21 protein-coding genes are annotated in these 24,297 nt (G+C 51.5%); 8 read left to right on the top strand and 13 right to left on the bottom strand.

From position 1 onward, the window contains the following. Positions 1 to 51 precede the first annotated feature (51 nt). Both E8E00_RS02315 and E8E00_RS02310 read right to left on the bottom strand, forming a co-directional pair. Complete coding sequence (locus tag E8E00_RS02315) at positions 52 to 456, bottom strand: hypothetical protein (RefSeq protein ID WP_069589189.1); 405 nt, start codon at positions 454 to 456, stop codon at positions 52 to 54. A gap of 13 nt (positions 457 to 469) precedes the next feature. Beyond that, positions 470 to 2,371, bottom strand: coding sequence for a S8 family serine peptidase (locus tag E8E00_RS02310; protein WP_096629766.1), 1,902 nt, complete (start codon positions 2,369 to 2,371; stop codon positions 470 to 472). A 480-nt stretch (positions 2,372 to 2,851) separates the two neighbouring features. Here E8E00_RS02310 and E8E00_RS02305 point away from each other — a divergent pair, with 480 nt between their 5' ends. Further along, a complete protein-coding gene (locus E8E00_RS02305; RefSeq protein WP_168174050.1) occupies positions 2,852 to 3,781 on the top strand; it encodes a GGDEF domain-containing protein in 930 nt (309 codons plus the stop codon). Here E8E00_RS02305 and E8E00_RS02300 read toward each other — a convergent pair. After that, positions 3,757 to 4,719 (bottom strand): cyclodeaminase, encoded by a 963-nt coding sequence (locus E8E00_RS02300; RefSeq protein WP_096629772.1) that lies wholly within the window; start codon positions 4,717 to 4,719, stop codon positions 3,757 to 3,759. The genes E8E00_RS02305 and E8E00_RS02300 overlap by 25 nt on opposite strands. A gap of 9 nt (positions 4,720 to 4,728) precedes the next feature. Beyond that, positions 4,729 to 5,709, bottom strand: coding sequence for a hydroxyectoine utilization dehydratase EutB (gene eutB, locus E8E00_RS02295; RefSeq protein ID WP_096629775.1), 981 nt, complete (start codon positions 5,707 to 5,709; stop codon positions 4,729 to 4,731). A 125-nt stretch (positions 5,710 to 5,834) separates the two neighbouring features. Here eutB and E8E00_RS02290 point away from each other — a divergent pair, with 125 nt between their 5' ends. Beyond that, positions 5,835 to 6,716, top strand: a complete 882-nt coding sequence (locus tag E8E00_RS02290) for a sterol desaturase family protein (RefSeq protein WP_096629779.1) — start codon at positions 5,835 to 5,837, stop codon at positions 6,714 to 6,716. Further along, positions 6,679 to 7,194: an inosine/xanthosine triphosphatase gene (gene yjjX, locus E8E00_RS02285; protein ID WP_077479908.1), complete on the top strand. Its 516-nt coding sequence runs from the start codon at positions 6,679 to 6,681 to the stop codon at positions 7,192 to 7,194. Before E8E00_RS02290 ends, yjjX begins: the two co-directional genes overlap by 38 nt. Positions 7,195 to 7,253: 59 nt before the next feature. On the opposite strand, the gene trpR is transcribed toward yjjX, so the two are convergent. Then, on the bottom strand, positions 7,254 to 7,574 hold the full coding sequence (gene trpR / locus E8E00_RS02280) for a trp operon repressor (protein ID WP_069589177.1): 321 nt from the start codon (positions 7,572 to 7,574) through the stop codon (positions 7,254 to 7,256). Between the two features lie 41 nt (positions 7,575 to 7,615). After that, the gene (gene sltY / locus E8E00_RS02275) at positions 7,616 to 9,622 is read right to left on the bottom strand and encodes a murein transglycosylase (protein ID WP_096629782.1); all 2,007 of its coding nucleotides are present in this window, start codon (positions 9,620 to 9,622) and stop codon (positions 7,616 to 7,618) included. A 158-nt stretch (positions 9,623 to 9,780) separates the two neighbouring features. On the opposite strand from sltY, the gene ettA reads away from it, so the two are divergent. The 3 genes from ettA to E8E00_RS02260 all read left to right on the top strand — a co-directional run bounded on the left by ettA (position 9,781) and on the right by E8E00_RS02260 (position 13,099). Beyond that, the gene (ettA, locus tag E8E00_RS02270; RefSeq protein WP_077456225.1) at positions 9,781 to 11,448 is read left to right on the top strand and encodes an energy-dependent translational throttle protein EttA; all 1,668 of its coding nucleotides are present in this window, start codon (positions 9,781 to 9,783) and stop codon (positions 11,446 to 11,448) included. 215 nt (positions 11,449 to 11,663) lie between these two features. Then, positions 11,664 to 12,044, top strand: a complete 381-nt coding sequence (locus E8E00_RS02265; protein WP_069589174.1) for a PilZ domain-containing protein — start codon at positions 11,664 to 11,666, stop codon at positions 12,042 to 12,044. A gap of 50 nt (positions 12,045 to 12,094) precedes the next feature. Further along, positions 12,095 to 13,099, top strand: a complete 1,005-nt coding sequence (locus tag E8E00_RS02260; RefSeq protein WP_069589171.1) for a peptidoglycan DD-metalloendopeptidase family protein — start codon at positions 12,095 to 12,097, stop codon at positions 13,097 to 13,099. Positions 13,100 to 13,171: 72 nt separating this feature from the next. Here E8E00_RS02260 and radA read toward each other — a convergent pair whose 3' ends face one another. Next, a complete protein-coding gene (gene radA, locus E8E00_RS02255; protein ID WP_069589170.1) occupies positions 13,172 to 14,548 on the bottom strand; it encodes a DNA repair protein RadA in 1,377 nt (458 codons plus the stop codon). A gap of 123 nt (positions 14,549 to 14,671) precedes the next feature. Here radA and E8E00_RS02250 point away from each other — a divergent pair, with 123 nt between their 5' ends. Beyond that, positions 14,672 to 17,029, top strand: coding sequence for a PilZ domain-containing protein (locus E8E00_RS02250; RefSeq protein WP_096629785.1), 2,358 nt, complete (start codon positions 14,672 to 14,674; stop codon positions 17,027 to 17,029). Here E8E00_RS02250 and serB read toward each other — a convergent pair. Next, positions 17,026 to 17,997 (bottom strand): phosphoserine phosphatase, encoded by a 972-nt coding sequence (gene serB / locus E8E00_RS02245; protein ID WP_077663306.1) that lies wholly within the window; start codon positions 17,995 to 17,997, stop codon positions 17,026 to 17,028. The genes E8E00_RS02250 and serB overlap by 4 nt on opposite strands. A gap of 130 nt (positions 17,998 to 18,127) precedes the next feature. Here serB and E8E00_RS02240 point away from each other — a divergent pair, with 130 nt between their 5' ends. Further along, on the top strand, positions 18,128 to 18,721 hold the full coding sequence (locus E8E00_RS02240; protein ID WP_096629788.1) for an AhpA/YtjB family protein: 594 nt from the start codon (positions 18,128 to 18,130) through the stop codon (positions 18,719 to 18,721). A gap of 92 nt (positions 18,722 to 18,813) precedes the next feature. On the opposite strand, the gene E8E00_RS02235 is transcribed toward E8E00_RS02240, so the two are convergent. From E8E00_RS02235 to E8E00_RS02215, 5 genes are all read right to left on the bottom strand, one after another. After that, positions 18,814 to 20,034, bottom strand: a complete 1,221-nt coding sequence (locus E8E00_RS02235) for a phosphopentomutase (protein WP_069589163.1) — start codon at positions 20,032 to 20,034, stop codon at positions 18,814 to 18,816. Between the two features lie 11 nt (positions 20,035 to 20,045). Then, positions 20,046 to 21,377 carry a thymidine phosphorylase gene (deoA, locus tag E8E00_RS02230; protein ID WP_077479902.1) on the bottom strand — a complete coding sequence of 444 codons (1,332 nt, stop codon included), beginning with the start codon at positions 21,375 to 21,377 and terminating at the stop codon, positions 20,046 to 20,048. Between the two features lie 64 nt (positions 21,378 to 21,441). Continuing rightward, positions 21,442 to 22,218, bottom strand: coding sequence for a deoxyribose-phosphate aldolase (gene deoC, locus E8E00_RS02225; protein WP_096629791.1), 777 nt, complete (start codon positions 22,216 to 22,218; stop codon positions 21,442 to 21,444). 383 nt (positions 22,219 to 22,601) lie between these two features. After that, positions 22,602 to 22,772 carry a XapX domain-containing protein gene (locus tag E8E00_RS02220; RefSeq protein ID WP_069589159.1) on the bottom strand — a complete coding sequence of 57 codons (171 nt, stop codon included), beginning with the start codon at positions 22,770 to 22,772 and terminating at the stop codon, positions 22,602 to 22,604. 112 nt (positions 22,773 to 22,884) lie between these two features. Next, entirely contained in the window at positions 22,885 to 24,171 is a 1,287-nt protein-coding gene (locus tag E8E00_RS02215) for a NupC/NupG family nucleoside CNT transporter (protein WP_077479901.1), read from the bottom strand. Between the last annotated feature and the right edge of the window lie 126 nt (positions 24,172 to 24,297).

Below are 24,297 nucleotides of genomic sequence, written 5' to 3'. Positions count from 1 at the left end.
ATGATAAAAAAAGCCCGCCATGACGGCGGGCTAGGGATCACCACAACACCATTATTGGGGGCGTTGGTTTTGTGGGTTGAGCTCTAAGTTGACGGGGGTATCTAGCTCTTGGTTCAAGGCTTTTTCAAGTTCTGCCACATTGGTGCCCGGTGTGGCTTCAAGTAGGGCAACGCCCTCTAGGTAACTTACCAAACTTAAACCGTATTTTTGAGCCAGCTCACTCGCGTGCGCTTCGGTCGCTTTGACCAAAATAGAGCCAGTAACAGTCAAAGGCGTGCTTTGCGCGGATACAGCGACCTTATCGCCAACCATCACGCCCATTTGTTCACCGCTCATGCTGCGAGCGCTGTTGGCCGTATCCACCACCACGTAGTCTTGGCCGTTCAATTGCACGCTACCTGCGCTAACACTCAAGCTAAAGCCCATGATAGCGAGTGCTGAGATCATCTTTTTCATACTTCGTCTCCTATTAACCACGGTGACCGATAACACGCAGTGACCATTGGGTTAGTTTGCCATCATCGCGGTTGTTGGGCATGGATTTAACCTCGCCACCTAAGGTGTACTGGCGTGTATCACCGTCAGTATCCGTGACATAGAGCGTCCACTGACCTTGCGATGCTTCACCATTAAATTTGTGCGATAGCATTAAATGGTCGGTAAAACCTTCTGGATAGGTGGGATCCAAGGTGTTGGACAGCATACTGTTACGTGGTGACATCAATACGCTGCGAGTCCCTGAGGGCGACTCTAACTCGATGAGCAAATCAGACATACGGCTGTGCTCAATCGAGGTACGCACTTGTACCGCCTCGATAGTGAGGTTATCGGCTACTTGCACACTGTCTGCTGTCGCTACCGCCCCAGCATCGGCTATCGCAAGCCCAGTTTCACCCTCTTGGTTGTGATAAGACCACGCCCAATCCGTGAACACTTGTGCAGGAAGTGGCTGATATGTCTTCGCCGCATCGAGTGCCGCATTGACATCAATCAAACCAAACCCGTAGGTTGGGCTATACCAACGCCCCGCAGCATTTTGTTTCCAGCCCTCTAGGCCAGTCACCGTGCGCTCACCACCACGTGCTGTTTGATAGGTTAAAAGAACATCTGCATCGTCTGCATCAACCCGTGTCGCGGTCGTCGCTAATAGGTGACGAATATCGCGCTGCGACAAATTTGGATAAGCTGACATCATCAACGCAAATGCCCCTGAGGTATTTGGCGCCGCCGAGGAGGTCCCGTTCATCACGCTGTTGAAATCACAGGTGTTATCTATCTCCGTGCCACCGTGCAGGTCGTGCGAATCGTAAGGAATACTATCATCACGGTTATATCCCATCGTACAACCGGTGAGGTCCGTGGTGATATGAGCGGGTTTATTGGTGCCATACTCCCCACCCGGTGCAGTCAGGAACACATTGCTCCCGACCGACGAGTAGGAAGAACGTTCGCCGTCTGCATTGAGCGCGCTGACCGTGACGTTCCAATAGTTCGCATTATCAGACGATTGGTTGCTGTTCTGCCAAGGCAACCCGTGGTTCTCGTCGACAGGACCGAAGCGCTCACGATTAAACGAAGTACGCTTATAACCATTTCCCGCTGATTTGATGAATACCGCCCCCAGTCCGCCAAAGGCTTCCGTGCTCATTTTTTTGTATTGGGCATTCTGGCGACCATCATAGCTCATTGGGTCATCGCTGTAGGGATAGCTGCGCACCCCGGAACCACCATAGCTTTGGTTGAATATGCGGACATCATCCGAATAGCCTTCGCGACCATGGCTGATCTCCCATGCATTTTGGCTTTGATAAGCGAGGTAGTTATACCCTTGCAGGTTGGCAAGCGGCGCAACCCCCATACCGCCAAGGCCGTTATCTCGCACTGCGGCGATGATGCCAGCCACCGAAGTACCGTGTGCGGTATCACGATTACTCCAGCCTTCTGGCGTCGGGTCATTGTCACGCTCGACAAAATCGTAAGATTTACCTGCTCGGACATTGGCGGCCAAGTCTGGGTGACCAATCTCCAACCCATCATCGACAACAGCGACATTGACGTTTTGGCCCAGAATAGCCTGTCGGTGAGCCCACCAAAGGTTTAGGTCGTTCCCCGCTTGCCCACCTTCGCGGGCAAAGGCTTTTTGACCACTGTTGAGTAGGTGCCACTGCTGTGCTGTAAATGGGTCGTCGCCCGGCAAACAACGCTCTGCACTGGTGCGACTAATATCAACAGGCTCATTGCCCGTTAACGCCACACAAGCTTGTGGGTCTGGATCGGGCTCGACAGGCTCAGGCACTTTTGCCATCGCCCACGCCCCGGAGGTGTGGAAAAGCGCGCCGATAATCAACGCAAGAGAGCTGTGTTTGTGCATTTATCATTCCTTTTTACACTAACTAGACGTGTCTCGATTCTGAGAGACCCATCATTAGTAAAAAGAAATAACCTAATGATAAACAAGCAATTAAAGAAGATGTGATCTTGTGCCTAGCTTTTAAACAAAAACCATCTAAAAAACTGACCACACCCCGCATTTGTTAACATTTAATTCACGTAAAAAATCAAATATTGCGACAAAACAGGCAATATAAAAACGTAATAAGGTATACTTTTTTATTTTAAGGAAATTATCACAGAATTATTTTAGAAATGATGTAGACGCTTCACCTCGACGCACTCCGACAAATCGGCTATTCGCCGTGTCCCCCCTTTCTCAGTCCGTAATCCAAAGAGTCATTGACCCATCGACGAGGGAGAGAGATGACGTCGAAGACGGGTAAATCATCTACACTCACTAATGATGAGTAAATCAATAAAGCAAGCGGATATTAATGGGAATAGTAAGGCGGATACCTTGAGTAAAGCGTCACTTGATCAGTTTAAACAGTACTTTTTTGATGCGCTGGATATCGTGCCACTGCCCTTATTGATATCAGAAGGGATTGTGACTGATGAAATTGGCAATAACAATCGCGTCCATATTTTCTTTAATCAAGCCTTCCGACAAGAACTCGGCTATACCCTAGATAGTATGCCAGACATCTACCAATGGTTTGAAAAAGCCTATCCGGATCCTACCTATCGGCAAGATGTCATTAACCAGTGGCATCGAGCCGTGCACGAGGCGCAAGCACGCGGTGAACGTACCGTTGAACTTCCGGCATTAATCACCCATGCCAATGGAGAGCAGCGTTGGTATGCGGTCACGGCACAAGTCGATGTCACGCCAAACCCAGATTGGCACATCGTTGTATTTCGAGATATCCATCAACTCAAGACGTCACTCGATGAGACAACGCACGCCTCTCTGACTGACAGTCTGACCCAGCTAGCAAACCGGCGCGGTCTAACAGAATGGTTTGAGCAATATAGTCATGGCACTGCACTCGGCACTATTGTGTTAGACATTGACCGATTTAAGCAGGTCAACGATAGCTTAGGGCATATTGCGGGGGACCGGTTGTTGGTCCAGATCGCAAGCCAACTTACGCAGTTTTCACCGTCGAAAGCATGCTGTGCCCGTTGGGGAGGCGAAGAATTTGTGATTATCATACCGGACTGTACACGCCAAGACGTGCTCCAGCTGGCCAACACCCTTTGCCATCATGTTTACCAAGAAGGGTTCTTGTGGCATGCCACTCGCCATCAGGTTAGCGTCAGCGCAGGCATTAGCTTCACAGAAGCGGGCCATCATTCACTGGATGAGGTGGTTGCGCGCGCGGACCGAGCAATGTATACCGCCAAGCAGCGTGGCCGCAATCAGGTATGCGCGGATCTCCCATAAGCTGCCACTAACTTCGCCACGGTTGCATTGGCAATCGCCGTATCCTGCACCCCGGTACCAGTCAAATCACACACGGTGATCGCATTACGCGCGCGACACAAAGGACGACCGGATGCCACCACTTTGCCCAACTCTTCAACGTGCCGAGACAAAGCAAGGTGTTTTAATTCCCCCAAGGTTTCAGACTGAGTACGTCGGTCAACCACCAGCCAATCAGCACGTTGTAAGATCTCGGGGGCTAGTTCACGCTTTTCTGGACTATCTGCCCCCATCGCCGTGATATGGGCACCAACCGGAATATCTTCCCAATAGATAACTGGCTTGGTCGCCGGCGTGGTGGTCACAATAATATCCGCCTCTTGGCAAGCGCTATTGGCACTGGTGTGAACATGTACGGTCAACGATAGGTCATGCTCTATCGAGGTTTTATACTGTTGGGCCTGCTGCTCATCCCTCGCCCAAACATGCACAGTGGTGATATCTCTGACCAGGGTCAGAGCGGCAACTTGAAGCCTTGCCTGCTGTCCGGCGCCAATCACGGCCACCTCTGTCGCATCATCTCGCGCACAATACTTGGCACTCACTGCCCCTGCGAGCGCGGTTCGAATGTCAGTGAGATAGCCGTCGTCAAACAGCACCGCATCCACCATCCCAGTTTTAGCCGAAAAGACCACCATCAAGCCATTCAGACTCGGGAGCCCGTATTGAGGGTTATCAAAGAACCCCGGACTTACTTTGATCGCGAATCGCTCTGCGCCGTGAATATGTGCTGTTTTAACATCGACCTCCCCATTATTCTCCGCAATCGCCATACTCAACACTGGTGGCATGGTTACCTCGCCTCGTCCCAAGGCAATAAAGGCTTCTTCAATGATACCCAGTGACTGTCGGTCTAACCCTGTGACGGCTTCAATCTGTGGTCGATGAAATAATTGCATACCGGCTCCTTATTCATGCACTTGTTCACTGAGTTGTTGCACATCCGCTAAGGTGTCAGTCGACACATTTTTGCCGCTCACGACAATCACCACTTTCTTCCCTTGCCAAGCCAACCTATGTTGCTTACATGCAGCCAATCCCACGACTGCCGCGCCTTCTACCCAGATATTTTCGCATTGCCACACATCGATCATCGCTCGCGCAATGTAGGCCTCATCGACGTGATAGTGCTCAGTCATCACGTTCGGCACCAATGCAAAGGTGTATTGATTTTCAAGGCCAATACCACCACCGAGGCTGTCAGCTAACGATGGCGTCTCGGTGACGGCAACCGGATAGCCCACACGTAGACTTTCTGCCATTGCTGCACCATCGCGAAGAGACACACCAACCACAGATACACGCGGTGCGATTTGGGAAACGGCAAGGCCTATTCCGCCAATGAGCCCGCCGCCAGATAACCCCGCCGCAATCACATCGACATCAGGTAAATCTTCTAAAATCTCTAGCCCGATTGTGCCTTGGCCAGCAATGATGTCGGGATGATCAAAAGGAGGGATATAACACAGCCCTTCACGTTGCACAGCCTGAATCGCGATACGCTCTGCATCATCTTGTGAACGCCCTTCTACGCGAACATCCGCACCCAGTGCTTTCACCGCTGCTACTTTATGCGACGGTACAAGAGACGATAGGCAAACCGTTGCTGGAATATTGAGTTGCTTCGCCGCGTAGGCCAGCGCACGCCCATGGTTTCCCGTTGAACATGTGATGACACCCCGTGAGCGCGCTTTATCGCTCAGCTGACTGAGCGCATAGGCCGCTCCCCTCAGCTTAAACGCGCCAGTAGGCTGGCATGTTTCTAACTTAAGCCAAATTTCAGATTGGTATCGGGCGGATAGTCCGGGCGAAAACACCAAAGGTGTACGAGTGGCAATGGCCCGTATCGAACGGCGCGCCAAGTACACATCATGCAAACTTGGGGTCATCGGCCTCTCCTTTCGCTACATTGTCATTTTGACAGCCTAGATCCCAAATGCGACTTCATCCAACCCCCGCCTGTGGGCGAGTGATGCCGTTATCACGTATCATAAATCAACCCTAAGGAGCCTTTATGAGTTGGATTGAAACGAACGAGGCCATCTTCCGGCTGAGTGTGTTTGTCGCCGTGCTGGCGGTGATGCTACTCGCTGAGTGGCGTAGGCCCAAGCGCCCCCTCACCAGAACACGGCGAGAGCGCTGGCGTGGCAATATTAGTTTGACGGTGTTTAACACCCTAACGCTACGCTTGTTTGCCCCGCTAACGGCGGTCGGTACTGCGGCTTGGGCTCAAACCCATCATGTGGGCGTGTTCAATGTCCTCGCTCTGCCCGAGGCATTCGCGATAATACTGACACTGGTGCTGATGGATTTGGCCATTTGGTATCAACACAAGCTATTCCATCAATGGCCTTGGCTATGGCGTTTACATCTTGTCCACCACGCGGACATGGACATTGATGTCACCACAGGAGCACGTTTTCATACCGTAGAAATTTGGCTTTCCATGCTGATTAAATGTTTAGTTGTCATGATGCTCGGTGCGCCTGTGATGGGGGTGATCCTTTTTGAGACCTTGCTAAGCGGCATGGCCATGTTTAATCACAGTAATGTCGCCTTGCCCAAACAGGTAGATGCATGGTTACGCCGCGTTATCGTTACCCCCGATATGCACCGGGTGCACCACTCGACCCGTTTTCACGAGTGCAATGCCAACTATGGTTTTAATCTGTCTTGCTGGGACCGCTGGTTTGGCACCTATGTGCCACAACCGCGTAAAGGCCATAAAGGGATGCGTATCGGGTTAGCCGAAGTCAGCCAAGCCACTGACGCCAGTCATATTTTGGGGATGCTGCGTTTGCCTTTGCGTTGGCGTATACTTCAGCGCGCCTATCAAAATAACAAGGAGACGCAGGCGAATGAGCCAAGTCATCGTCACATCCAAAAACCCCGCTAAAATCGCCGCCGTTGAAGCTGCCTTTCGTGATGTTTTTCCTGAACACCCCTTTACGTTTACCGGTGTCGCGGTCCCCAGCGACGTGCCAGACCAACCGATGACAGAGAAAGAAACCTATGCCGGTGCCTGCAACCGTGTTCAGCATGCCAAAGCAAAATACGAAGGGGATTTTTACGTCGGGGTAGAAGCCGGACTAGACCACCAGCATACCTTTGCATGGATGGTGATCGACGATGGGACGACACGCGGTGAAGCGCGCTCAGCCTCTCTACCGCTACCGCCAGAGGCACTGCGCGCATTACACCATGGCGAGGAGCTGGGTGATGTGATGGATCGTATGTTCAGCGAGCAGAACGTGAAGCAAAAAGGCGGTGCGATTGGTATGCTCACTGGGCATCGCTTAACGCGCTCAAGCGTTTACCATCAAGCACTTATCTTAGCCTTGATTCCTTTTTTACATCCTCATCTTTACCGCTGATAAGCCAAGAAAAAACGGAGCCAGAAGGCTCCGTTATCAATAAAACTGTGGCGTTTCCGCTAGTCGGTGTGCGCTTTCTGCTCTGCTTCGCTTTTGAGTAAACGCGCCAGCCACGCTTTACTGTCATCATCAAGGCGCTTGAGTTCATTGGAGCCGCGCGTCACGGTAGCGATGCCAACCCCTAGCAACTGACTCAGTTGGCGCTGGCTCATTTTACCTTCCAATAGCTCGTGTAAAATATTGATCCTCGCGACCAAGGTATCACGCTCATCTGGCGTCAGTAGCGCCGTCAGCAACGCATCATCATGGCCATCTTGTCCGGCACGACGCACTAAAGCGATAACATCTTGCCACCCTGAAAATGCAGGTGATTGCGACATGGTTTCCTCTCACGGTTAACGTCAGTGCGGCAAGTGTACCATTAATAACGTTTCGCTAACTCGTTGGCCCGTAAAAATTGAACCGGCTCCCCCAATAGCTGACGGTAATAAATTTCAAACATCAGCACATTTTGCACATAATGGCGGGTTTCATAAAACGGGATCGACTCTATAAAGGCAATCGCATCCATATGGCCTTGCGATCGTTCTAACCAGCGCGATACCCGATGCGGCCCAGCATTATAGGCAGCAAAGGCTAAGATGCGATTGCTCTCAAAGCGATCTAGCATCATTTTTAGATAGCCACTGCCAAGGCGAATGTTCACCCCAGGATCGCTTAAACTCGCCGGCCCTTCGTAGTCATAACCAAGCTCCCGCGATGTTTCTCTCGCCGTCCGCGGCATGAGCTGCATTAAGCCCCGCGCGCCAACATGAGACACCGCGTGAGTAAAGAAGGCACTCTCTTGCCGAGACAACGCCATTAACGTGGTTTTATCCACCCCTCGCTCACGGCTGAAAAACTCAAACCACCATTGATGGGCAAGCGGGAAACGCAACGATAAGTGATCCCACATTTTTCCGGCGATCGTTGCCTGCACCGCCAAGTGATACCAGTGCTTTTTACTGGCGTATGCCGCCAATAACGCAATTTGCGCATCGCTGGCGCGGTTTAAGACGTAATACCATTCACGTTTCGCGGCATAGATTTTGTTCAGCGCAATCAGCTCATCCACTCGCGCTAACACATCTTTCACTGGCATCAGTCCCTCTTCTTTGAGTACCGCTGATCGGGAAGGGATATGAATGGCTTGACCCAAATGCTGCGCCGCAGCGACACTGTAGAAGTTGCGCTCTCCCAACATGCTGGCGAAGGCACGATTAGCTTGCTCACTATCCCCCAACTCGAGCTGAATGCGCGCATCCCAATAGCGCCACTTCAACGATTGCTTCTCGCTATCACTGAGCAGCGACAGCCACGCATTAAGCGCGTGCCAATCATCGTCCAATAACGCTAACCGGAAGCGCCGCTCAATCAAGCCATCGTTGCGGGTATTGCGAAGCATGCGATCACGCCACCCCGCAAGAGCAGGATCGTCATCATTCATCAATTGGCTGATCAGGTAATCGGCAATTTCTTGGCGTTCACGCTTATCATAATGTTGCCCTTCAACCGTACGACGAAACTGACGAATGGCTTGCGCTTCGTCTTTACGCGACAAGCGTTCAAATGCCAGTCGGGTTAGCTTTTGGTTAAAAGGCGTCACCTGACTGCGCTTGGAAAAGTCAGCCACCTTCTCTGGCTCATCATAAAGCGCCAGTACCTGCTCGCCTTGTGGCTGATAAGACGCCGGTAATTGGCGATTTAAATACCGCATCAGGCTACGGTTACGTGCTTCAAAGGTTAATAGCATCCGCTGTAAGATCAGCTCTCCGGTTAAGAGTTTTTGCTCAGATAAAAAACCGAATAAGGGATCGCAAGCGCTGTCTACCGACTGACCCGAGAGATAAAGCGATTTCGCCCCACTGCGCGCTAATGCGCGGTTGCCAGCCTGACTGTGGGCGTAATAATACTGGCACTGATAACGCTCACCACGCGGGACATCGGTCTGAAAAGCCACCAAGGTTTTCCATTCCCCTCGATCGGCAAGCAAGGTCAAATAGTCGGCCCGCAAACTGTTTACAAAAGGCAACGAATTGTAGCGGTTGATAAAGTTAGTGACCGACTTGTGCGACTTTAATGACAAATTGCGAGTAAAGTCACGATAGTCCAAATAGGGATAAAGCGGATAATCGCGAAGCTGGCCCTTTAGGGTGCGAAAGCGCTTGAGATCACCACGCTCGATGGCGTCGATTGCGGCTTCATATTGGCGCTGTTGCGGGGTCAACTCGGTGCCGTCAGGGGTGGCTGAGGCCAACACCGCCGGCGCGGCAAAGCTGGATGTCACTAATACGCCTGACACAAAAGGGCGTGAGAAGGCACGGACACAGGCGACAGCGAGACGATACGCTGCGCCATATGGCCGGGAGAAGGCAGTGAGTAATTCCATGTCAACGGTTGCTCCTGTGTTCCTAACATCGAGTAGACAACAGCCTGGCAGGCAAATTCCCTCGATGTTAACGCCTGAATATGACGATCACTGTTAAACTTGGCAAAGTTAACGTTAGAATAGCGTCTTTCACTCCACAACTATTAACGCGAGCAGAAATGGCTGAGTACGTATATACCATGTCGCGGGTGAGCAAGATCGTGCCACCTAAGCGCCAAATTCTGAAAGATATTTCTCTATGTTTCTTCCCCGGCGCCAAGATCGGTGTGTTGGGTCTAAACGGTGCGGGTAAATCGACCCTATTGCGCATCATGGCCGGTATCGATACCGACATTGAGGGTGAAGCCCGTGCGCAACCAGGCTTAAAAGTGGGTTATCTGCCCCAAGAGCCGGTATTGGACGAAGACAAAACGGTTCGTGAAACCGTCGAAGAAGCGGTTGCCGATGTTAAAGACGCGTTGAACCGACTCGATGCGGTTTACGCGGCTTACGCTGATCCAGATGCAGATTTTGACGCCTTGGCGCAAGAACAAGGCGAACTGGAAGCCTTGATCCAAGCGAAAGACGGTCACAACCTCGACAACGCCCTTGAACGTGCCGCTGACGCCTTGCGCCTCCCTGAGTGGGATGCACAAATTAAGCACCTTTCGGGTGGTGAGCGCCGTCGTGTCGCCATTTGTCGCTTGCTCCTTGAGAAACCAGATATGCTGCTTCTTGATGAGCCAACCAACCACTTGGATGCCGAATCTGTTGCATGGCTTGAGCGCTTCTTGGTCGATTACACCGGTACTGTGGTGGCGATTACCCACGACCGCTACTTCTTGGATAACGCTGCTGGCTGGATTCTGGAGCTTGACCGTGGTGAAGGTATTCCTTGGGAAGGTAACTATACCTCTTGGCTGGAACAGAAAGACGTTCGCTTGAAGCAAGAAGCGTCACAAGAAAAAGCACGTCAAAAAACCATCGAGAAAGAGCTCGAGTGGGTGCGTCAGAATCCAAAAGGACGTCAGGCCAAATCTAAAGCGCGTATGGCGCGTTTCGAAGAGCTTAATACGTCGGATTATCAACGCCGTAACGAGACCAATGAGCTGTTTATCCCGCCGGGTCCACGCTTAGGCGACAAGGTCATTGAGGTGAACAACCTCACCAAATCCTTTGGGGATCGTGTCTTGATTGACGATCTGTCGTTCAGTGTGCCTAAAGGGGCCATCGTCGGTATTATCGGTCCAAACGGTGCGGGTAAATCGACGCTGTTTAAGATGCTAAGTGGCACTGAGCAACCAGACTCAGGCACCGTGGAAGTGGGTGACACCGTCCAATTGGCATCGGTGGATCAGTTCCGTGACAGCATGGATGACAATAACACTGTCTACGACGAGATCTCAGAAGGGGCGGACATCATTCGCATTAACAACTTTGAGTTGCCAGCGCGCGCCTATGTGTCTCGTTTCAACTTTAAAGGAAGCGATCAGCAAAAACGCATCGGTGAGCTTTCCGGTGGTGAGCGTAACCGTGTCCACCTTGCCAAGCTGCTTAAAGCAGGCGGTAACGTACTCCTTCTCGACGAACCGACTAACGACCTTGACGTAGAAACCTTGCGTGCACTCGAAGAAGCCCTGCTTGAATTCCCAGGCTGTGCCATGGTGATCTCGCACGACCGCTGGTTCCTAGACCGTATTGCAACCCATATTCTTGACTATCGTGACGAAGGCCAAGTGAACTTCTTCGAAGGTAACTTTGCTGAATACACCGATTGGTTGAAGAAAACCTTAGGGGCGCAAGCCGCTGAGCCGCACCGCATCAAGTACAAGCGCGTCGCGAAGTAATCGCCGCACGACAGCCCCTGCTGGACGGGTTGAGGTAGCAGTCTACCGCCTCAGCCCCCAGCGGGGCTTTTTATGCGTCCTAAACCGTATTGTCTCCGGTACATAGCGCAATAAAGGTAACCAAACGTTGCAAAAGTGAGACAAAACGTCTAATTCCCGTGCCATCTGCACCCCATTGCCTACACTGAAAACAGACATCTAGAGGAGATGCTGTCATGTCAGAGCGTAGAAAATATTCCCGCGTGATGTATCGTGCTCCCGCGATACTCAAACAGGATGGTCGTGAATGGCACGCACACGTACTCGATTTATCCCTAAAAGGCGTGCTACTCAGTTTGCCCAACAATTGGGAATCTGACCCTGAGCGTAAAGAGTTCGACTTGGTCTTTTTTCTCCATGATTCAGAGATAGAATTAGACATGGAGTGCATTCTCGTGAACAACTGCGCGAATTACTTACATCTTTATATCGATCACATTGACATTGATAGTGCCAGTCATTTAAAAAGGCTCGTTGAACTTAACGTCGGCAACGATGAACTTCTCCATCGCGAGCTCGCACAACTGACTGACCATATGGCGGAGCCACAAGCTTAGTGCCCGCGCGGTCATAGACGGTATTTAATGCAGGCCAGCAGTAGCCAGTCATGACAGATCACATTCATATCGCCGTCACGCACCCCAATGGCGTGAAGCACTTCACCCTCTGCCCCACTCGTAAAAAGGTGGTGCAGACGCTCGCGCTTGTGTTGCTCGCACTGCTTACCGTCACCTTTGCCAGCTTGTACTTTCTCTCTGCACGCTCAACAGAGGCCGAAGCCGCCGTGGAACGTTTGCGGGATGAACGGGCTGCGCTGAATGCGGAATTAGCGGTCCTGCAACAAAAACGGGATGAGTTAACCGCAACCATTGAAAATAAAGACGTTGAGCTTACTGCGCTCACGCAACGCGTGGTGACCGTCGAAGATATGCTGGGGTTAAACTCGGTCGCTAAAGACGCCTCACTCACTCACCGTTTAGACGTCGCGGCCATTAACTCTGCAGTGCGGTACACCATGTTGCAGCTCATTCCCAACGGCAAACCGATTGAAAGTTATCGGCGCTCATCCGGATTTGGTTCACGCACACATCCAGTCACCGGCAAAGCCAAATTTCATATGGGATTAGATTTGACCGCAGACAAGGGCACGCCTGTTTATGCGCCTGCAGACGGCGTGGTGGAATACGTACGCCCGAGTCGCAAAAAAGGCTATGGTAACTTTGTCAAAATCGACCATGCGTTCGGCTTTATGACCTTGTACGCACACCTCGATAAGTTCAATGTGCGCAGTGGTCAGTTCGTGAAAAAAGGCGATCTGATTGCTTGGTCCGGCAACACAGGGTTATCGACAGGCCCTCACCTACACTATGAAGTCCGTTTTTTGGGACGCGCGCTTGACCCGCGCCGCTTTATTAAATGGAGTGCTGAGAACTTTGATACCTTGCTGGAAAAAGAAAAACGTGTGGGTTGGGGCCATTTAGTTTCAGTGGTAGAAAACTTGGTAGAAACTCAGGTTCAGGTCGCCAATATGCCCGACCCTGAGCCACCGCTAAGCACCGCGCAACAGCGCGAGGCGGATTTAGACGTGACGCCTACCAACGTCTCGATGTAGTCACTCAACAAAGCTCACAGAGATCGGCGCCTGCGCAGCGAGACACGTGAGCTTTGTTGTTTATCACTGCAGTTAGAGGTCTTCTAACACATCCAATGCATCAGACAGCTTGCTTACCCCAAAGACTTGCATGCCCTCAAGCGGCTGCTTTGGCATATTCGCTTTCGGGACGACCGCTTTTTTAAAGCCGTGTTTCGCCGCTTCCATCAAGCGCTCTTGACCACTCGGCACAGGGCGAATTTCACCGGCCAAGCCCACTTCGCCAAAGACCACCAAATCGCGGGGTAAAGGCCGATCGCGGAAACTAGAGATCAGCGCCAACAACAAAGCGAGATCGGCACTGGTTTCGGTCACTTTGACGCCACCCACCACATTGACGAACACGTCTTGATCCGACATTTGCAGCCCGCCATGTTTGTGCAACACCGCCAACAATAACGCCAGTCGGTTTTGTTCTAAACCCACCGCGACACGACGAGGATTGGCTAACTGCGAATAGTCGACCAGCGCTTGTAGCTCTACCAACAAAGGGCGGGTTCCTTCCCATACCACCATCACCGAGCTTCCCGACGTCTGTTCTTCACCACGGGAAAGGAAAATCGCCGAAGGGTTGCTGACTTCTTTCAGCCCTTGCCCGGTCATCGCGAACACACCCAATTCATTCACCGCCCCAAAGCGGTTTTTGTGGCTACGCAAGGTTCTAAAGCGACTGTCACTTGATCCATCGAGTAGAATCGAACAGTCAATACAGTGCTCGAGCACTTTCGGCCCAGCCAAGGTGCCGTCTTTGGTCACATGGCCCACCATAAATATCGCCACATTGTGCTGTTTCGCGTAGCGCGTTAAGGCGGCGGCTGACTCGCGTACTTGAGACACGCTACCCGGTGCCGATTGCACATCACCGACATGCATGACTTGAATGGAGTCGATAACCATGATTTTAGGTTGCTCTTTCTTAGCGACCTGACAAATGGTTTCTACACTGGTTTCGGATAACAGCTTGAGTTTATCTTTGGGAAGCCCAAGTCGGTCAGCACGCATCGCAACCTGTTGGAGTGACTCTTCACCAGTGATGTATAGCGTCGGTAAGTGCTGCGCTAAGCCCACCATGGTTTGCAATAGCAAGGTACTTTTACCGGCACCCGGATTGCCCCCAATCAAAATGGCCGCGCCAGGCACAATCCCACCACCAAGAACGCGGTCTAGCTCTTTAAAACCACTGCTCAGGCGTGGCACTTCTTGCAAGTCAATCTCTTGCAACGTCTGTACTTTGCCTTCCGCACTCCCCGCGTAGCCGGCATATTTTTCGTTGCGCGCGACTTGAGGAGACGCGGCAAGGCGTACTTCAGTGATGGTATTCCACGCACCGCACGCTGAGCATTGCCCTTGCCAGCGGGGAAAATCGGCGCCACAGTCATTACACACGTAGGCCCGTTTTGTTTTTGCCATTCGCACTCCAATACGTATGATGTCAGCTAATTCACAAAATGATTGCTATCTTATTAATTATTCCCAAACTTTTTCGATAGCGTGCCGCTACAAAAGCAGGCCAATACTTTAACAGACTTTGCCATGAAGCAGGATGATTACCAGGGACTGATTGAGCAACTGCTTCCTCTTTCCCAAACCCCAAAATTTGAGGTGCTGCTCGACAAGCTAACGGCTAACGAGCCGAACTCTGCCAAGCTGCTGATCAAAATGGAGATCAGGCGGCTGATGGCGCCGTGTAATCGCACCATTGATTTACGCGGGAAAGTCGATGGCGAATGTCACGAATATGACTTGCATGGCAAGAAGCATTGGTTGGACGATGTCGCCATTAACTATTACTACGAGCGCTTGCCACTTTATAACGGACAACTGACCCAAGGGTTATGGGAAGATCTACATAACACCCCAAATAACTTTCGCGTCAAACACGAGAAAGCGAAGCAGAGCCAGCAAAAAGGGCAAGGTCCAGTCACCGATAGTGCCCAAACGGCCTTATTACCCGAAAAACTGACTTTTGGCAGCTACTTATCACGCAGTGAAAGTCGCATTCACTATGCCACGCAAGTCTTGATCACCTTGCAGTCGGGTCAGGAAGTTCACGGGACCACCAGCGACTTATCAAACTCAGGTTGCCGCGTGCGCGTCCCTGCAGCCTTCGACTACCCGCCAAGCTCAGAAGCCACTGTACGGTTTGCGGCGTTAGCAAAGAAGTATCTCGACCCTGATCTTGAAGATGGCTTGAGCTACCGCATTATTGGTGTGGACCAAAACAATGATAGTACGAGCAATGCTTGGTTACGCCTACGTCTTGATACCAGCAGTGACGCCATCAAACGGGCGTTGGAGTCCGAGATGGCATCACCAGACTTTCGCGGTAAACAAGATGGGGAAGACAAACTGCTGACCCTCAAGCTGCAAAGCTATGAGCAATCTTTTTTGCATCACACCAGCGTACTGCCGCTCTATTTTGCACAAGATAAAATGGCGTATGTGCTCAAAACGCGACAAAACCATAGCCTTTGGGATTACTGGCATGATGAACGCAACCAGCCTGTGATCAATCATCTTTTCGACCCACAACGCCTTTCATTATTACAAGTCGAAGGGGCGGCCAATAGTCAGCTACTGCTTTACTGTTTTTATGTTGAAAAAAATAAACGTCGCTTTTTCTACTCGGCCTCTCCTAGTGAGATGAGTGTGGAAGAGCGCCAGCTGTTTTGGAAATTAGGGGCTAAGCGGGCATCTTGGCGGGCATTAAAAGTGACCATGTCGGCCATCACGGCTGCCGATATCGAACGACTGCAGGATGTATCGCCAGACTGGCTCAACAAATTGAAGACATTGACGCACGTGGCGCTGGTACAGGATGTAACACATCATGATGCGCAGCAGGCCTACTTAAGTCATCCGAAACCCGAACGCTCAAGCCAAGCACTGCGCCGCTTTTTACATGAGCGTAATCCTGTGAGCCAAGCCAGCTTAATTTCCTCCGATATGCAGCCGCAGCGCCGTGAGCCACGTTATCAATACCGCTCTAAGGTCTCTTTGGTGCATGCTGAACAGGGGTTTATGGAAGGTGCCCTGTTGGATTTTTCCTCGGGTGGACTGAATGTCGCACTCAAGCAACCCTTTCAAGGGGCAAAAGACGATCTGATCTCTGTCTCTCTCGATGCCTTTGTGAAAATAGACCGCCGCGCGCCATTGGTAGATATGCCTTATCAGGTTATCCGAGTCAGCCCGAAACGGAATAATATCCAGCTAAAGCTGGTCAACGAAGCTCCGAATACCCGCCGGCGCCAATACTTACGCCGTTTGATTGAGCACAACCAAGAAAAACTCACCGTGTTGGATGAGATCTTACCCGATCCGCCACTGGTGCGAGCCATGCACCAATTATTGCTGACCCGGCTTACCGTGCAGCCTTACTTTATACGCCGAGACAATGGCGTACTCTCGGTATCCGCAGTCGGCATTAACCTACCACCGAGCCGGTTGCACCGATTACTGGAGCGCGCCGGTGGGGGGCGACAGATTTCCTTCTACCCCTTGTTTGGCGACAAAATTCATACGCGCACGCATGAGGTTTCCCGCCTGTCTCAACCGCAAAAAGAACTGATCCGCGAATACTATGTCTGGATGGACATGCAAGATGAAACTGTACGAAGAGTGCATACCTTCGCAGATAGCGAGTTTGAGTCCGATGATGCCCGCCGCAAGTTTATTGAGCTGGCTCAGCGCGGAGGCCTATTTGCCGTACTGCGCAACCGCATGGCGCCGCTTGCTCATGCGGAACAAGAAATCAATCCCGAAAAACTCGCGGCATTGTTACAACGCGATACCCATAAAGCGCGCCAGCTCGAGGATGAGTTTGCCGCACTGTGCGCGTATGGCGAGCTGGTCGATGTCACCGATGAGGTGCTGATGCGCCTCGGCTGTTAGCGGGTCTGCCAACTGATACGTCCCTCGCGCAAGCTTGCCGACAGGATACAAAGCACACCGCCTAACCAAGCGTGTTTCACCGCCGCTTGCGCTTGGGCGTTGACCATCGGCTTGGCATGGTAGGCAACACCAAGCCCGGCGGCATTCATCATGGGTAAGTCGTTGGCACCGTCTCCGACCGCAAGGGTATTTTCTGCTGCAATATCATATTGTTGTGCTAGCATCGTCAGCACGTCTGCCTTTCGCTGGGCATCGACCACCCGCCCTTCCACTTCCCCCGTTAGCTTTCCGTGCGCTATCGAGAGTTGGTTGGACTCAGCATAATCCAGTGACAACGTGTCTTTGAGGTGATCAGAGAAATAGGTAAAGCCACCAGAAGCAATTGCCACCTTCCAGCCATGCGCACGCAAACTAGCGACTAAACGCGCCATATCCGGCATCAAAGGCAACGTGGATTTCACTGACGCTAGGATTTGGCTGTCCGCGCCTTTCAACGCGGCAACACGCTCGCGTAAACTGGCTTCAAAGTCTAGTTCACCCAGCATGGCACGTTCTGTCACCGCGGAGACCGCATCCCCAACCCCCGCCAACGCAGCAATTTCATCAATACATTCGATTTGAATCGCGGTTGAATCCATATCGAATACCGCAAGACCCGGCTGACTGAGATCTGGCAGACCGTGCACGTCCGCACAATCTAGGCCAAGCAAATGGACAATGGTTTGATGCGCATCGGTTAATGGCCCTGCCATTAATAAGACTTCATAAGGCCCTACCCGCCAGCCATCAATCGGTGTCACCGCTTCGCCAGTAAAAAAAGCAATATCATCAAGCTGGCGTGGATCTAACAGCTCACCAAAGAGCACCCATCCACCTTGACGTCGGGTATAGCGACTGTAGGTCGACAACGATGGGAAACGTTGATAAAGCGTTGGGGTGCGGTAAATTTTAAAAGGCGTCGCGTCCATGGTTGTAGGCGTCCTTGCGGCCGAAGCCGTCGATTGAATAGTGAATGAATCGTATTGAGGCTGTGATACCATAAAACCAGCACTGAGCTCCAGTGCAATTTATTCTGGCGGTTTAGCTTTTGAGGTGGCTATGTTTACGGTTTCGCGACAAGCACTGCGACGCGTGGTGAAATGGGGGATCTTGTTCAGTGCGATCGCTGCAATTGCGGCGTTGATGCTTTACAGCACGACATTAAGCCAGCGCCAATATCAAGCGCTCTACCAACAAACGGATGAACTGGCACAACTGATGACCCGTCAGATTGGCGCACAAGCCTACGACGCCTTGGTGGATAAGAACTATCAGCCATTACAAACTATGGCCGACGCCTTGGTCAAAGAGCCTCTGATCCGCGATGCGAGTTTCTACCGCCTAAACGGTCAAGCCGTGGTGCACTCGGCTAATGCCCTACCACTCGAAACGGCGGTTGGATTAACCACACCGCTTGGGTTAGAGAGCCGCGGCCGTCAGCAACTCATGGCCCCCATTAGCCGAGAGGGCGATGTAGCAGGCTTTCTCCGTCTCACGCTAGAACATCAGGCGGTCACAGAAAAAGCCCATCACCAATTGCAAGAGAACATGAATCAGTTTCGCACCCTGCTAGTACTTGCGATTCTGTTGGGAGCATTGCTGGTGGGCATGCTTAAGCGTCGCGACAGCCAAACCTCAGTGCTTCCTTGGTAATCCAACTCAGATACACACGAGGGCGCCTCAAACCTCACTCATAAAAAAAGAGATGGCCAAAGCCATCTCTTTGATGCATGAATCCTTTATCCTTACAGGAAGGATTGTCCATAGTCCATCGGCGACGTGCCAAAATAAGCCGCCAGTGATTGGCCAATATCGGCAAAGGTTTCACGGCGACCTAATGACCCCGCAGGTACCTTGCTGCCATAAACCAGAGCAGGAATGTGCTCACGGGTATGGTCAGTGCCCGGCCAAGTCGGATCACAGCCGTGGTCGGCAGTGAGGATCAAGACATCATCTTCTTCCAGCATGGCCATGATTTCTGGCAAACGCGCATCGAAGTATTCCAAGGCCGCAGCGTAACCAGCCACATTACGGCGGTGACCATATGCAGAGTCAAAATCAACAAAGTTGGTAAAGACTAAGCTGTTATCACCCGCGTCTTTGATCGCGTCTTTGGTCGCGTCAAACAGCGCTTCAAGGCCAGTCGCTTTGATCTTTTTGGTGATCCCGCAATGGGCGTAGATGTCGGCAATCTTACCAATCGAAATCACGTCACCGCCTTTCTCGTCCACGATTTTTTGCAATACCGTGGCCGATGGTGGCTCAACTGACAAATCACGACGGTTACCCGTACGCTCAAATTGGCCTTTGCCTGGGCCCACAAATGGACGCGCAATCACACGACCGATGTTGTAGTCTTCCAGCTCTTCACGCACGATTTGGCACAGCTCGTACAGGTTATCGAGGCCGTAGGTTTCCTCGTGACATGCGATTTGGAACACAGAATCTGCAGAGGTGTAGAAAATCGGCTTACCGGTTTTCATGTGCTCTTCGCCCAAATCGTCCAGCACTTGAGTGCCTGACGCATGACAGTTACCCAAATAGCCCGGCAGCTTGGCACGCTCGACAATACGATCTAGCAGCGCTTGCGGGAAGCTATTGGTCTGGTCAGTGAAGTAACCCCAATCAAATAGCACGGGGACACCGGCAATTTCCCAGTGACCAGACGGGGTGTCTTTGCCAGATGACAACTCTTTCGCGTGCGCATAGGCACCGATGATCTCTGCGTTGGCATCTAGCCCTTCAGGGAAGTAACCCGATGATTCTTCACATGCCTTACCTAGACCTAATTTGGTGAGGTTTGGCAATGAAAGCGGGCCGCTGCGGTCGGCATTATCCGCTTCGCCTTTGGCACACGCTTGAGCAATGTGGCCCAAGGTATTAGCACCTTGGTCACCGAATTTAACTGCGTCTTCAGTGGCACCAATACCAAATGAATCTAAAACTAATACTATTGCGCGTTTCATGATCGCCTCCGTTAGACGTCTTCTAGGCTGATGCGACGGTAAACGTCTGGCGTCGCACTTGGCGCCGTATCAGCCACTTTTACTGCGGCTCGCACCGCATTCGCCGCTTGTTGCCATTGCTCTTCAGTTTGAGCATGGAGCATGGCGAGCGGTGTTTGCCCGTCCACGTGTTGCCCCAGACGAATCATTTCGTTCAGCCCAACGGCATAATCAATTTTATCGCTAGCAACCCGACGGCCGCCACCTATTTCTACCATAGCCATGCCCAATGCTCGGGTATCCATGGCACTGACTATACCTGAATCCGTCGCGTAGACTGGCTTAATGATAGCGGCGGTAGAAAGATAGCGCTCCGGCGACTCAACAAAGTCACGCGGACCACCCAGTCCAGCCACCATTTTGGCAAAGCACTCAGCCGCACGGCCACTGTCTAGTGCTTCATCCAGTTTCTGTTTTGCGCTGTTCACATCGTCTGCAAGCCCGCTAATCACCAGCATATCCGCACACAGTGCCATAGTGACATTGTACAAGCGTGGATTGCGGTATCGACCGGTCAGAAAATCAACCGCTTCTTTGACTTCTAGCGCATTGCCGGCAGAGGATGCCAATACTTGGTTCATATCGGTTAACAAAGCGCTCGTTTTCGTACCTGCGCCATTGGCAACCGCCACAATCGATTTGGCAAGCGCCTCGGAATCTTCATACGTGGGCATAAATGCCCCCGACCCCACTTTGACATCCATCACCAATGCATCTAACCCTGCCGCCAGTTTTTTTGACAAGATAGAAGCGGTGATCAGAGAAATGTTGTCCACGGTTGCAGTGACATCGCGGGTCGCATAAACGCGTTTATCCGCAGGCGCCAAAGAGCCGGTTTGCCCGATAATCGCAACGCCAGCATCGCGTGTGACATCACCAAACACTTGGTTGCTCGGCATGATGTTATAGCCGGGAATCGATTCCAGTTTATCTAGCGTTCCCCCCGTGTGCCCTAAACCTCGGCCGGAAATCATGGGCACATAACCGCCACATGCTGCTACCATAGGGCCAAGCATTAATGAGGTCACATCACCAACACCACCGGTCGAATGTTTATCCACCACGGGACCATCAAAATTCATATGTGACCAATCGATGGTCATTCCCGAGTCGCGCATTGCACACGTCAGAGCAACACGCTCATCCATGGTCATGTCGTTGAAGTAAATCGCCATCGCAAAGGCGGCGATTTGCCCCTCTGAGACCGACTCGTCGGCCACCCCTTGGATAAAGGTATAAATTTCTTCTTTGCTTAACGCGATGTTGTCACGTTTCTTACGAATAATTTCCTGAGGTAAGATCATCCATCCTCCTTACCGGCAAGACAGGACAAGCAGTCACTTGCCCTGCGAATCTCATCACTAAGGATTAGTAGCCGCCTTGCGCTGCTCTTTCACCTTCACCCAGCGTATGTAATAAGTTCGCTAACAAGCTTGAGGCGCCAAAGCGATAGTGACGGCTGTCTGCCCAGCTCTCGCCCAAGATACGATCCGCCATCGCGAGGTATTGCTGCGCATCCTCAGCAGTGCGTACGCCACCGGCTGGCTTAAAGCCCACTTTATCCGCGACACCTTTGTCTTTAATCACGTTCAGCATAATTTCTGCCGCTTCTGGCGTGGCATTCACCGCCACTTTACCGGTCGAGGTTTTGATAAAGTCAGCGCCCGCATCAATTGAGATTTCAGACGCACGCTTGATAAGCGCATCTGTTTTCAGTTCACCGCTTTCGATGATGACTTTTAGCAGCGCTTGATCGCCACAGGCAACTTTACATTGTTTGACCAATTCAAAACCGATCTCTTCGTTACCCGCCATCAATGCACGATAGGGGAAAACAACGTCAACTTCATCGGCGCCATAGGCAACGGCCGCCTTGGTTTCAGCCACGGCAATATCGATATCATCATTGCCGTGAGGGAAGTTAGTAACGGTGGCGATGCGCACCTCAGGGGTGCCTTGCTCACGCAGCGCTTTTTTTGCCACCGGAATGAAACGTGGATAGATGCAGATCGCAGCCGTGTTACCAACTGGTGATTTCGCGTTCTGACACAAAGCGATCACTTTTTCATCCGTGTCATCATCATTCAGTGTGGTTAGATCCATTAATTTCAGTGCGCGTAGGGCTGCGGTTTGTAATTCGTTCATGGGTATCTCCAGTCCTCATTCTTTTGCCAAACAGTTATGGGTTGGCCACTGTGTAAACAACCTATTAGCAGGTTGCCGTTCAGCGGACTTGGCTCCTTGAAGTTTGAGGCTGGACATCTCGCCGCCTTCAACCAACCATCCTTGTTGCCGCGTGCAAACGTGATGTGTTTGCGTATTCCGCCGTTGGACGTTATAGATTGGGGCTAGCCACACCTTGTTGCTAACCATAAGAGGAAAATAAGGGATTGTGGCACCCTCAAACTATGACGGTGTTCACTTATTTTACCAACGCCATCCAAGCAAAACTAGATTTTACCGTTTCTGTTGAAATACACACTGTTGCCCACCAGCACCAATCGCAAACATGGTGAACATTTAGCCGATTAAGAAAAGAAACGCTCCACCACCCACTGGTAACCAACGCCTCCCAAATAAACACCGACAATCCCCATTATTCCTGATAAAACCGGTGGCGCAGGGATAGGGAGTTTAATCGCACTGAATAACACCCCGACCAAAAAACCTGCCACAAGCGCCAGTAAGACTTCCTGCATAGTATTTCCTTATTTTGTTGATAGATATCGCACTAACTAAGTATGGTCATCACAAATAAAAACGCCACACAGTCTCCTGTGTGGCGTTTTTGATGACACATGGTTGGGGGAATTAACCCATCATGGTCAAGGTTAGGAACAGACCAGCAATGGTTGCAGACATCAGGTTAGATAGCGTACCTGCCGCAACAGCTTTCATACCAAAGCGTGCAATGTCTGGACGACGGTTTGGCGCAAGGCCACCCAAACCACCCAGCAGGATGGCGACAGATGACAAGTTTGCAAAGCCACACAATGCGAATGAAATGATCGCTTGTGTTTTCTCTGTCATCAGTGCACCTGTTTGCGCGACTAACTGACCGTTTTCACCGAGGTACTGGGTGAAGTTCAAGTAAGCAACGAATTCGTTCACAACCAGTTTCTGGCCGATGAAAGAACCGGCAACGATGGCTTCTTCCCATGGCACACCAATCAAGAAGGCAAGCGGAGCGAAGACATAACCTAGGATGAGCTCAAGCGTGATGTCCGGATAACCGAACCAGCCACCGATGCCGCCTAGCATGCCGTTAATCAGTGCAATCAAGCCGATGAATGCCAGTAGCATCGCACCCACGTTTAGCGCCAGTTGCATACCTGATGATGCACCCGCTGCGGCCGCGTCAATCACGTTCGCTGGCTTATCAACACCTTCAGCAGTTGCATCTGCCATTTGCTCGACAGGCTCTTCCGTTTCAGGCTTGATGATTTTCGCAAACAGAAGACCACCCGGTGCCGCCATAAAGGATGCCGCGATGAGATACTCAAGTGGCACGCCCATTGACGCATAACCGGCCAGTACACCACCAGCGACAGAGGCAAGACCACCACACATAACGGCAAACAGCTCAGATTGGGTCATACGCGGTACGAATGGACGAATCACCAATGGCGCTTCAGTTTGACCCACAAAGATGTTAGCGGTTGCTGACATGGACTCGGCACGTGATGTACCCAGTGCTTTCTGTAGGCCACCACCCAGTACATTGATCACAACCTGCATGATACCTAGGTAGTAAAGTACGCTGATCAATGATGAGAAGAAGACGATAACAGGCAGAACTTTTAGCGCGAAGACGAAACCGCCACCGCCGAACAGTTCAAACATTTTGCCAGAAACCAGCCCACCGAAGATAAAGCTGATCCCTTCATCACCATAGGCGATGACGTTGGCAACGTATTGTGATGCACCGTACAAAATGTCACGACCCACGTCGACATACAGTACGAAAGCACCGAAAAAGAGTTGGATAGCGAATGCGCCACCCACGGTACGGAGGTTAATCGCTTTGCGGTTATCGGAGAGAAGGACTGCAATCCCCAGCAGCACCATCATCCCTACCACGCTCATCAGCAGGCTCATAGTTTTGGCATCCTCAAAAATAAAAATTGGCGTCTCGACAAAGTGGAATTTGGTTTCCGGGGAGGGATTATACGCATGCAAGTCACATTAAAGTAATATTCCAATCACAGTTCGCTGTAAAACTAT

It is taken from the genome of Salinivibrio sp. YCSC6, assembly GCF_004916735.1.
GTDB classification, from domain to species: Bacteria; Pseudomonadota; Gammaproteobacteria; order Enterobacterales; family Vibrionaceae; genus Salinivibrio; species Salinivibrio proteolyticus.
The sequence above is the reverse complement of the archived record's forward strand: the minus strand, read 5'-3'. Positions and strand labels throughout refer to the sequence as shown.

Coding starts and splice junctions, on each gene's coding strand:
- E8E00_RS02315 (WP_069589189.1), bottom strand. CDS start 456: ATGAAAAAGATGATCTCAGCACTCGCTATCATGGGCTTTAGCTTGAGT.
- E8E00_RS02310 (WP_096629766.1), bottom strand. CDS start 2,371: ATGCACAAACACAGCTCTCTTGCGTTGATTATCGGCGCGCTTTTCCAC.
- E8E00_RS02300 (WP_096629772.1), bottom strand. CDS start 4,719: ATGCAATTATTTCATCGACCACAGATTGAAGCCGTCACAGGGTTAGAC.
- eutB (WP_096629775.1), bottom strand. CDS start 5,709: ATGACCCCAAGTTTGCATGATGTGTACTTGGCGCGCCGTTCGATACGG.
- E8E00_RS02290 (WP_096629779.1), top strand. CDS start 5,835: ATGAGTTGGATTGAAACGAACGAGGCCATCTTCCGGCTGAGTGTGTTT.
- yjjX (WP_077479908.1), top strand. CDS start 6,679: ATGAGCCAAGTCATCGTCACATCCAAAAACCCCGCTAAAATCGCCGCC.
- trpR (WP_069589177.1), bottom strand. CDS start 7,574: ATGTCGCAATCACCTGCATTTTCAGGGTGGCAAGATGTTATCGCTTTA.
- sltY (WP_096629782.1), bottom strand. CDS start 9,622: ATGGAATTACTCACTGCCTTCTCCCGGCCATATGGCGCAGCGTATCGT.
- ettA (WP_077456225.1), top strand. CDS start 9,781: ATGGCTGAGTACGTATATACCATGTCGCGGGTGAGCAAGATCGTGCCA.
- E8E00_RS02265 (WP_069589174.1), top strand. CDS start 11,664: ATGTCAGAGCGTAGAAAATATTCCCGCGTGATGTATCGTGCTCCCGCG.
- E8E00_RS02260 (WP_069589171.1), top strand. CDS start 12,095: ATGACAGATCACATTCATATCGCCGTCACGCACCCCAATGGCGTGAAG.
- radA (WP_069589170.1), bottom strand. CDS start 14,548: ATGGCAAAAACAAAACGGGCCTACGTGTGTAATGACTGTGGCGCCGAT.
- E8E00_RS02250 (WP_096629785.1), top strand. CDS start 14,672: ATGAAGCAGGATGATTACCAGGGACTGATTGAGCAACTGCTTCCTCTT.
- serB (WP_077663306.1), bottom strand. CDS start 17,997: ATGGACGCGACGCCTTTTAAAATTTACCGCACCCCAACGCTTTATCAA.
- E8E00_RS02240 (WP_096629788.1), top strand. CDS start 18,128: ATGTTTACGGTTTCGCGACAAGCACTGCGACGCGTGGTGAAATGGGGG.
- E8E00_RS02235 (WP_069589163.1), bottom strand. CDS start 20,034: ATGAAACGCGCAATAGTATTAGTTTTAGATTCATTTGGTATTGGTGCC.
- deoA (WP_077479902.1), bottom strand. CDS start 21,377: ATGATCTTACCTCAGGAAATTATTCGTAAGAAACGTGACAACATCGCG.
- deoC (WP_096629791.1), bottom strand. CDS start 22,218: ATGAACGAATTACAAACCGCAGCCCTACGCGCACTGAAATTAATGGAT.
- E8E00_RS02220 (WP_069589159.1), bottom strand. CDS start 22,772: ATGCAGGAAGTCTTACTGGCGCTTGTGGCAGGTTTTTTGGTCGGGGTG.
- E8E00_RS02215 (WP_077479901.1), bottom strand. CDS start 24,171: ATGAGCCTGCTGATGAGCGTGGTAGGGATGATGGTGCTGCTGGGGATT.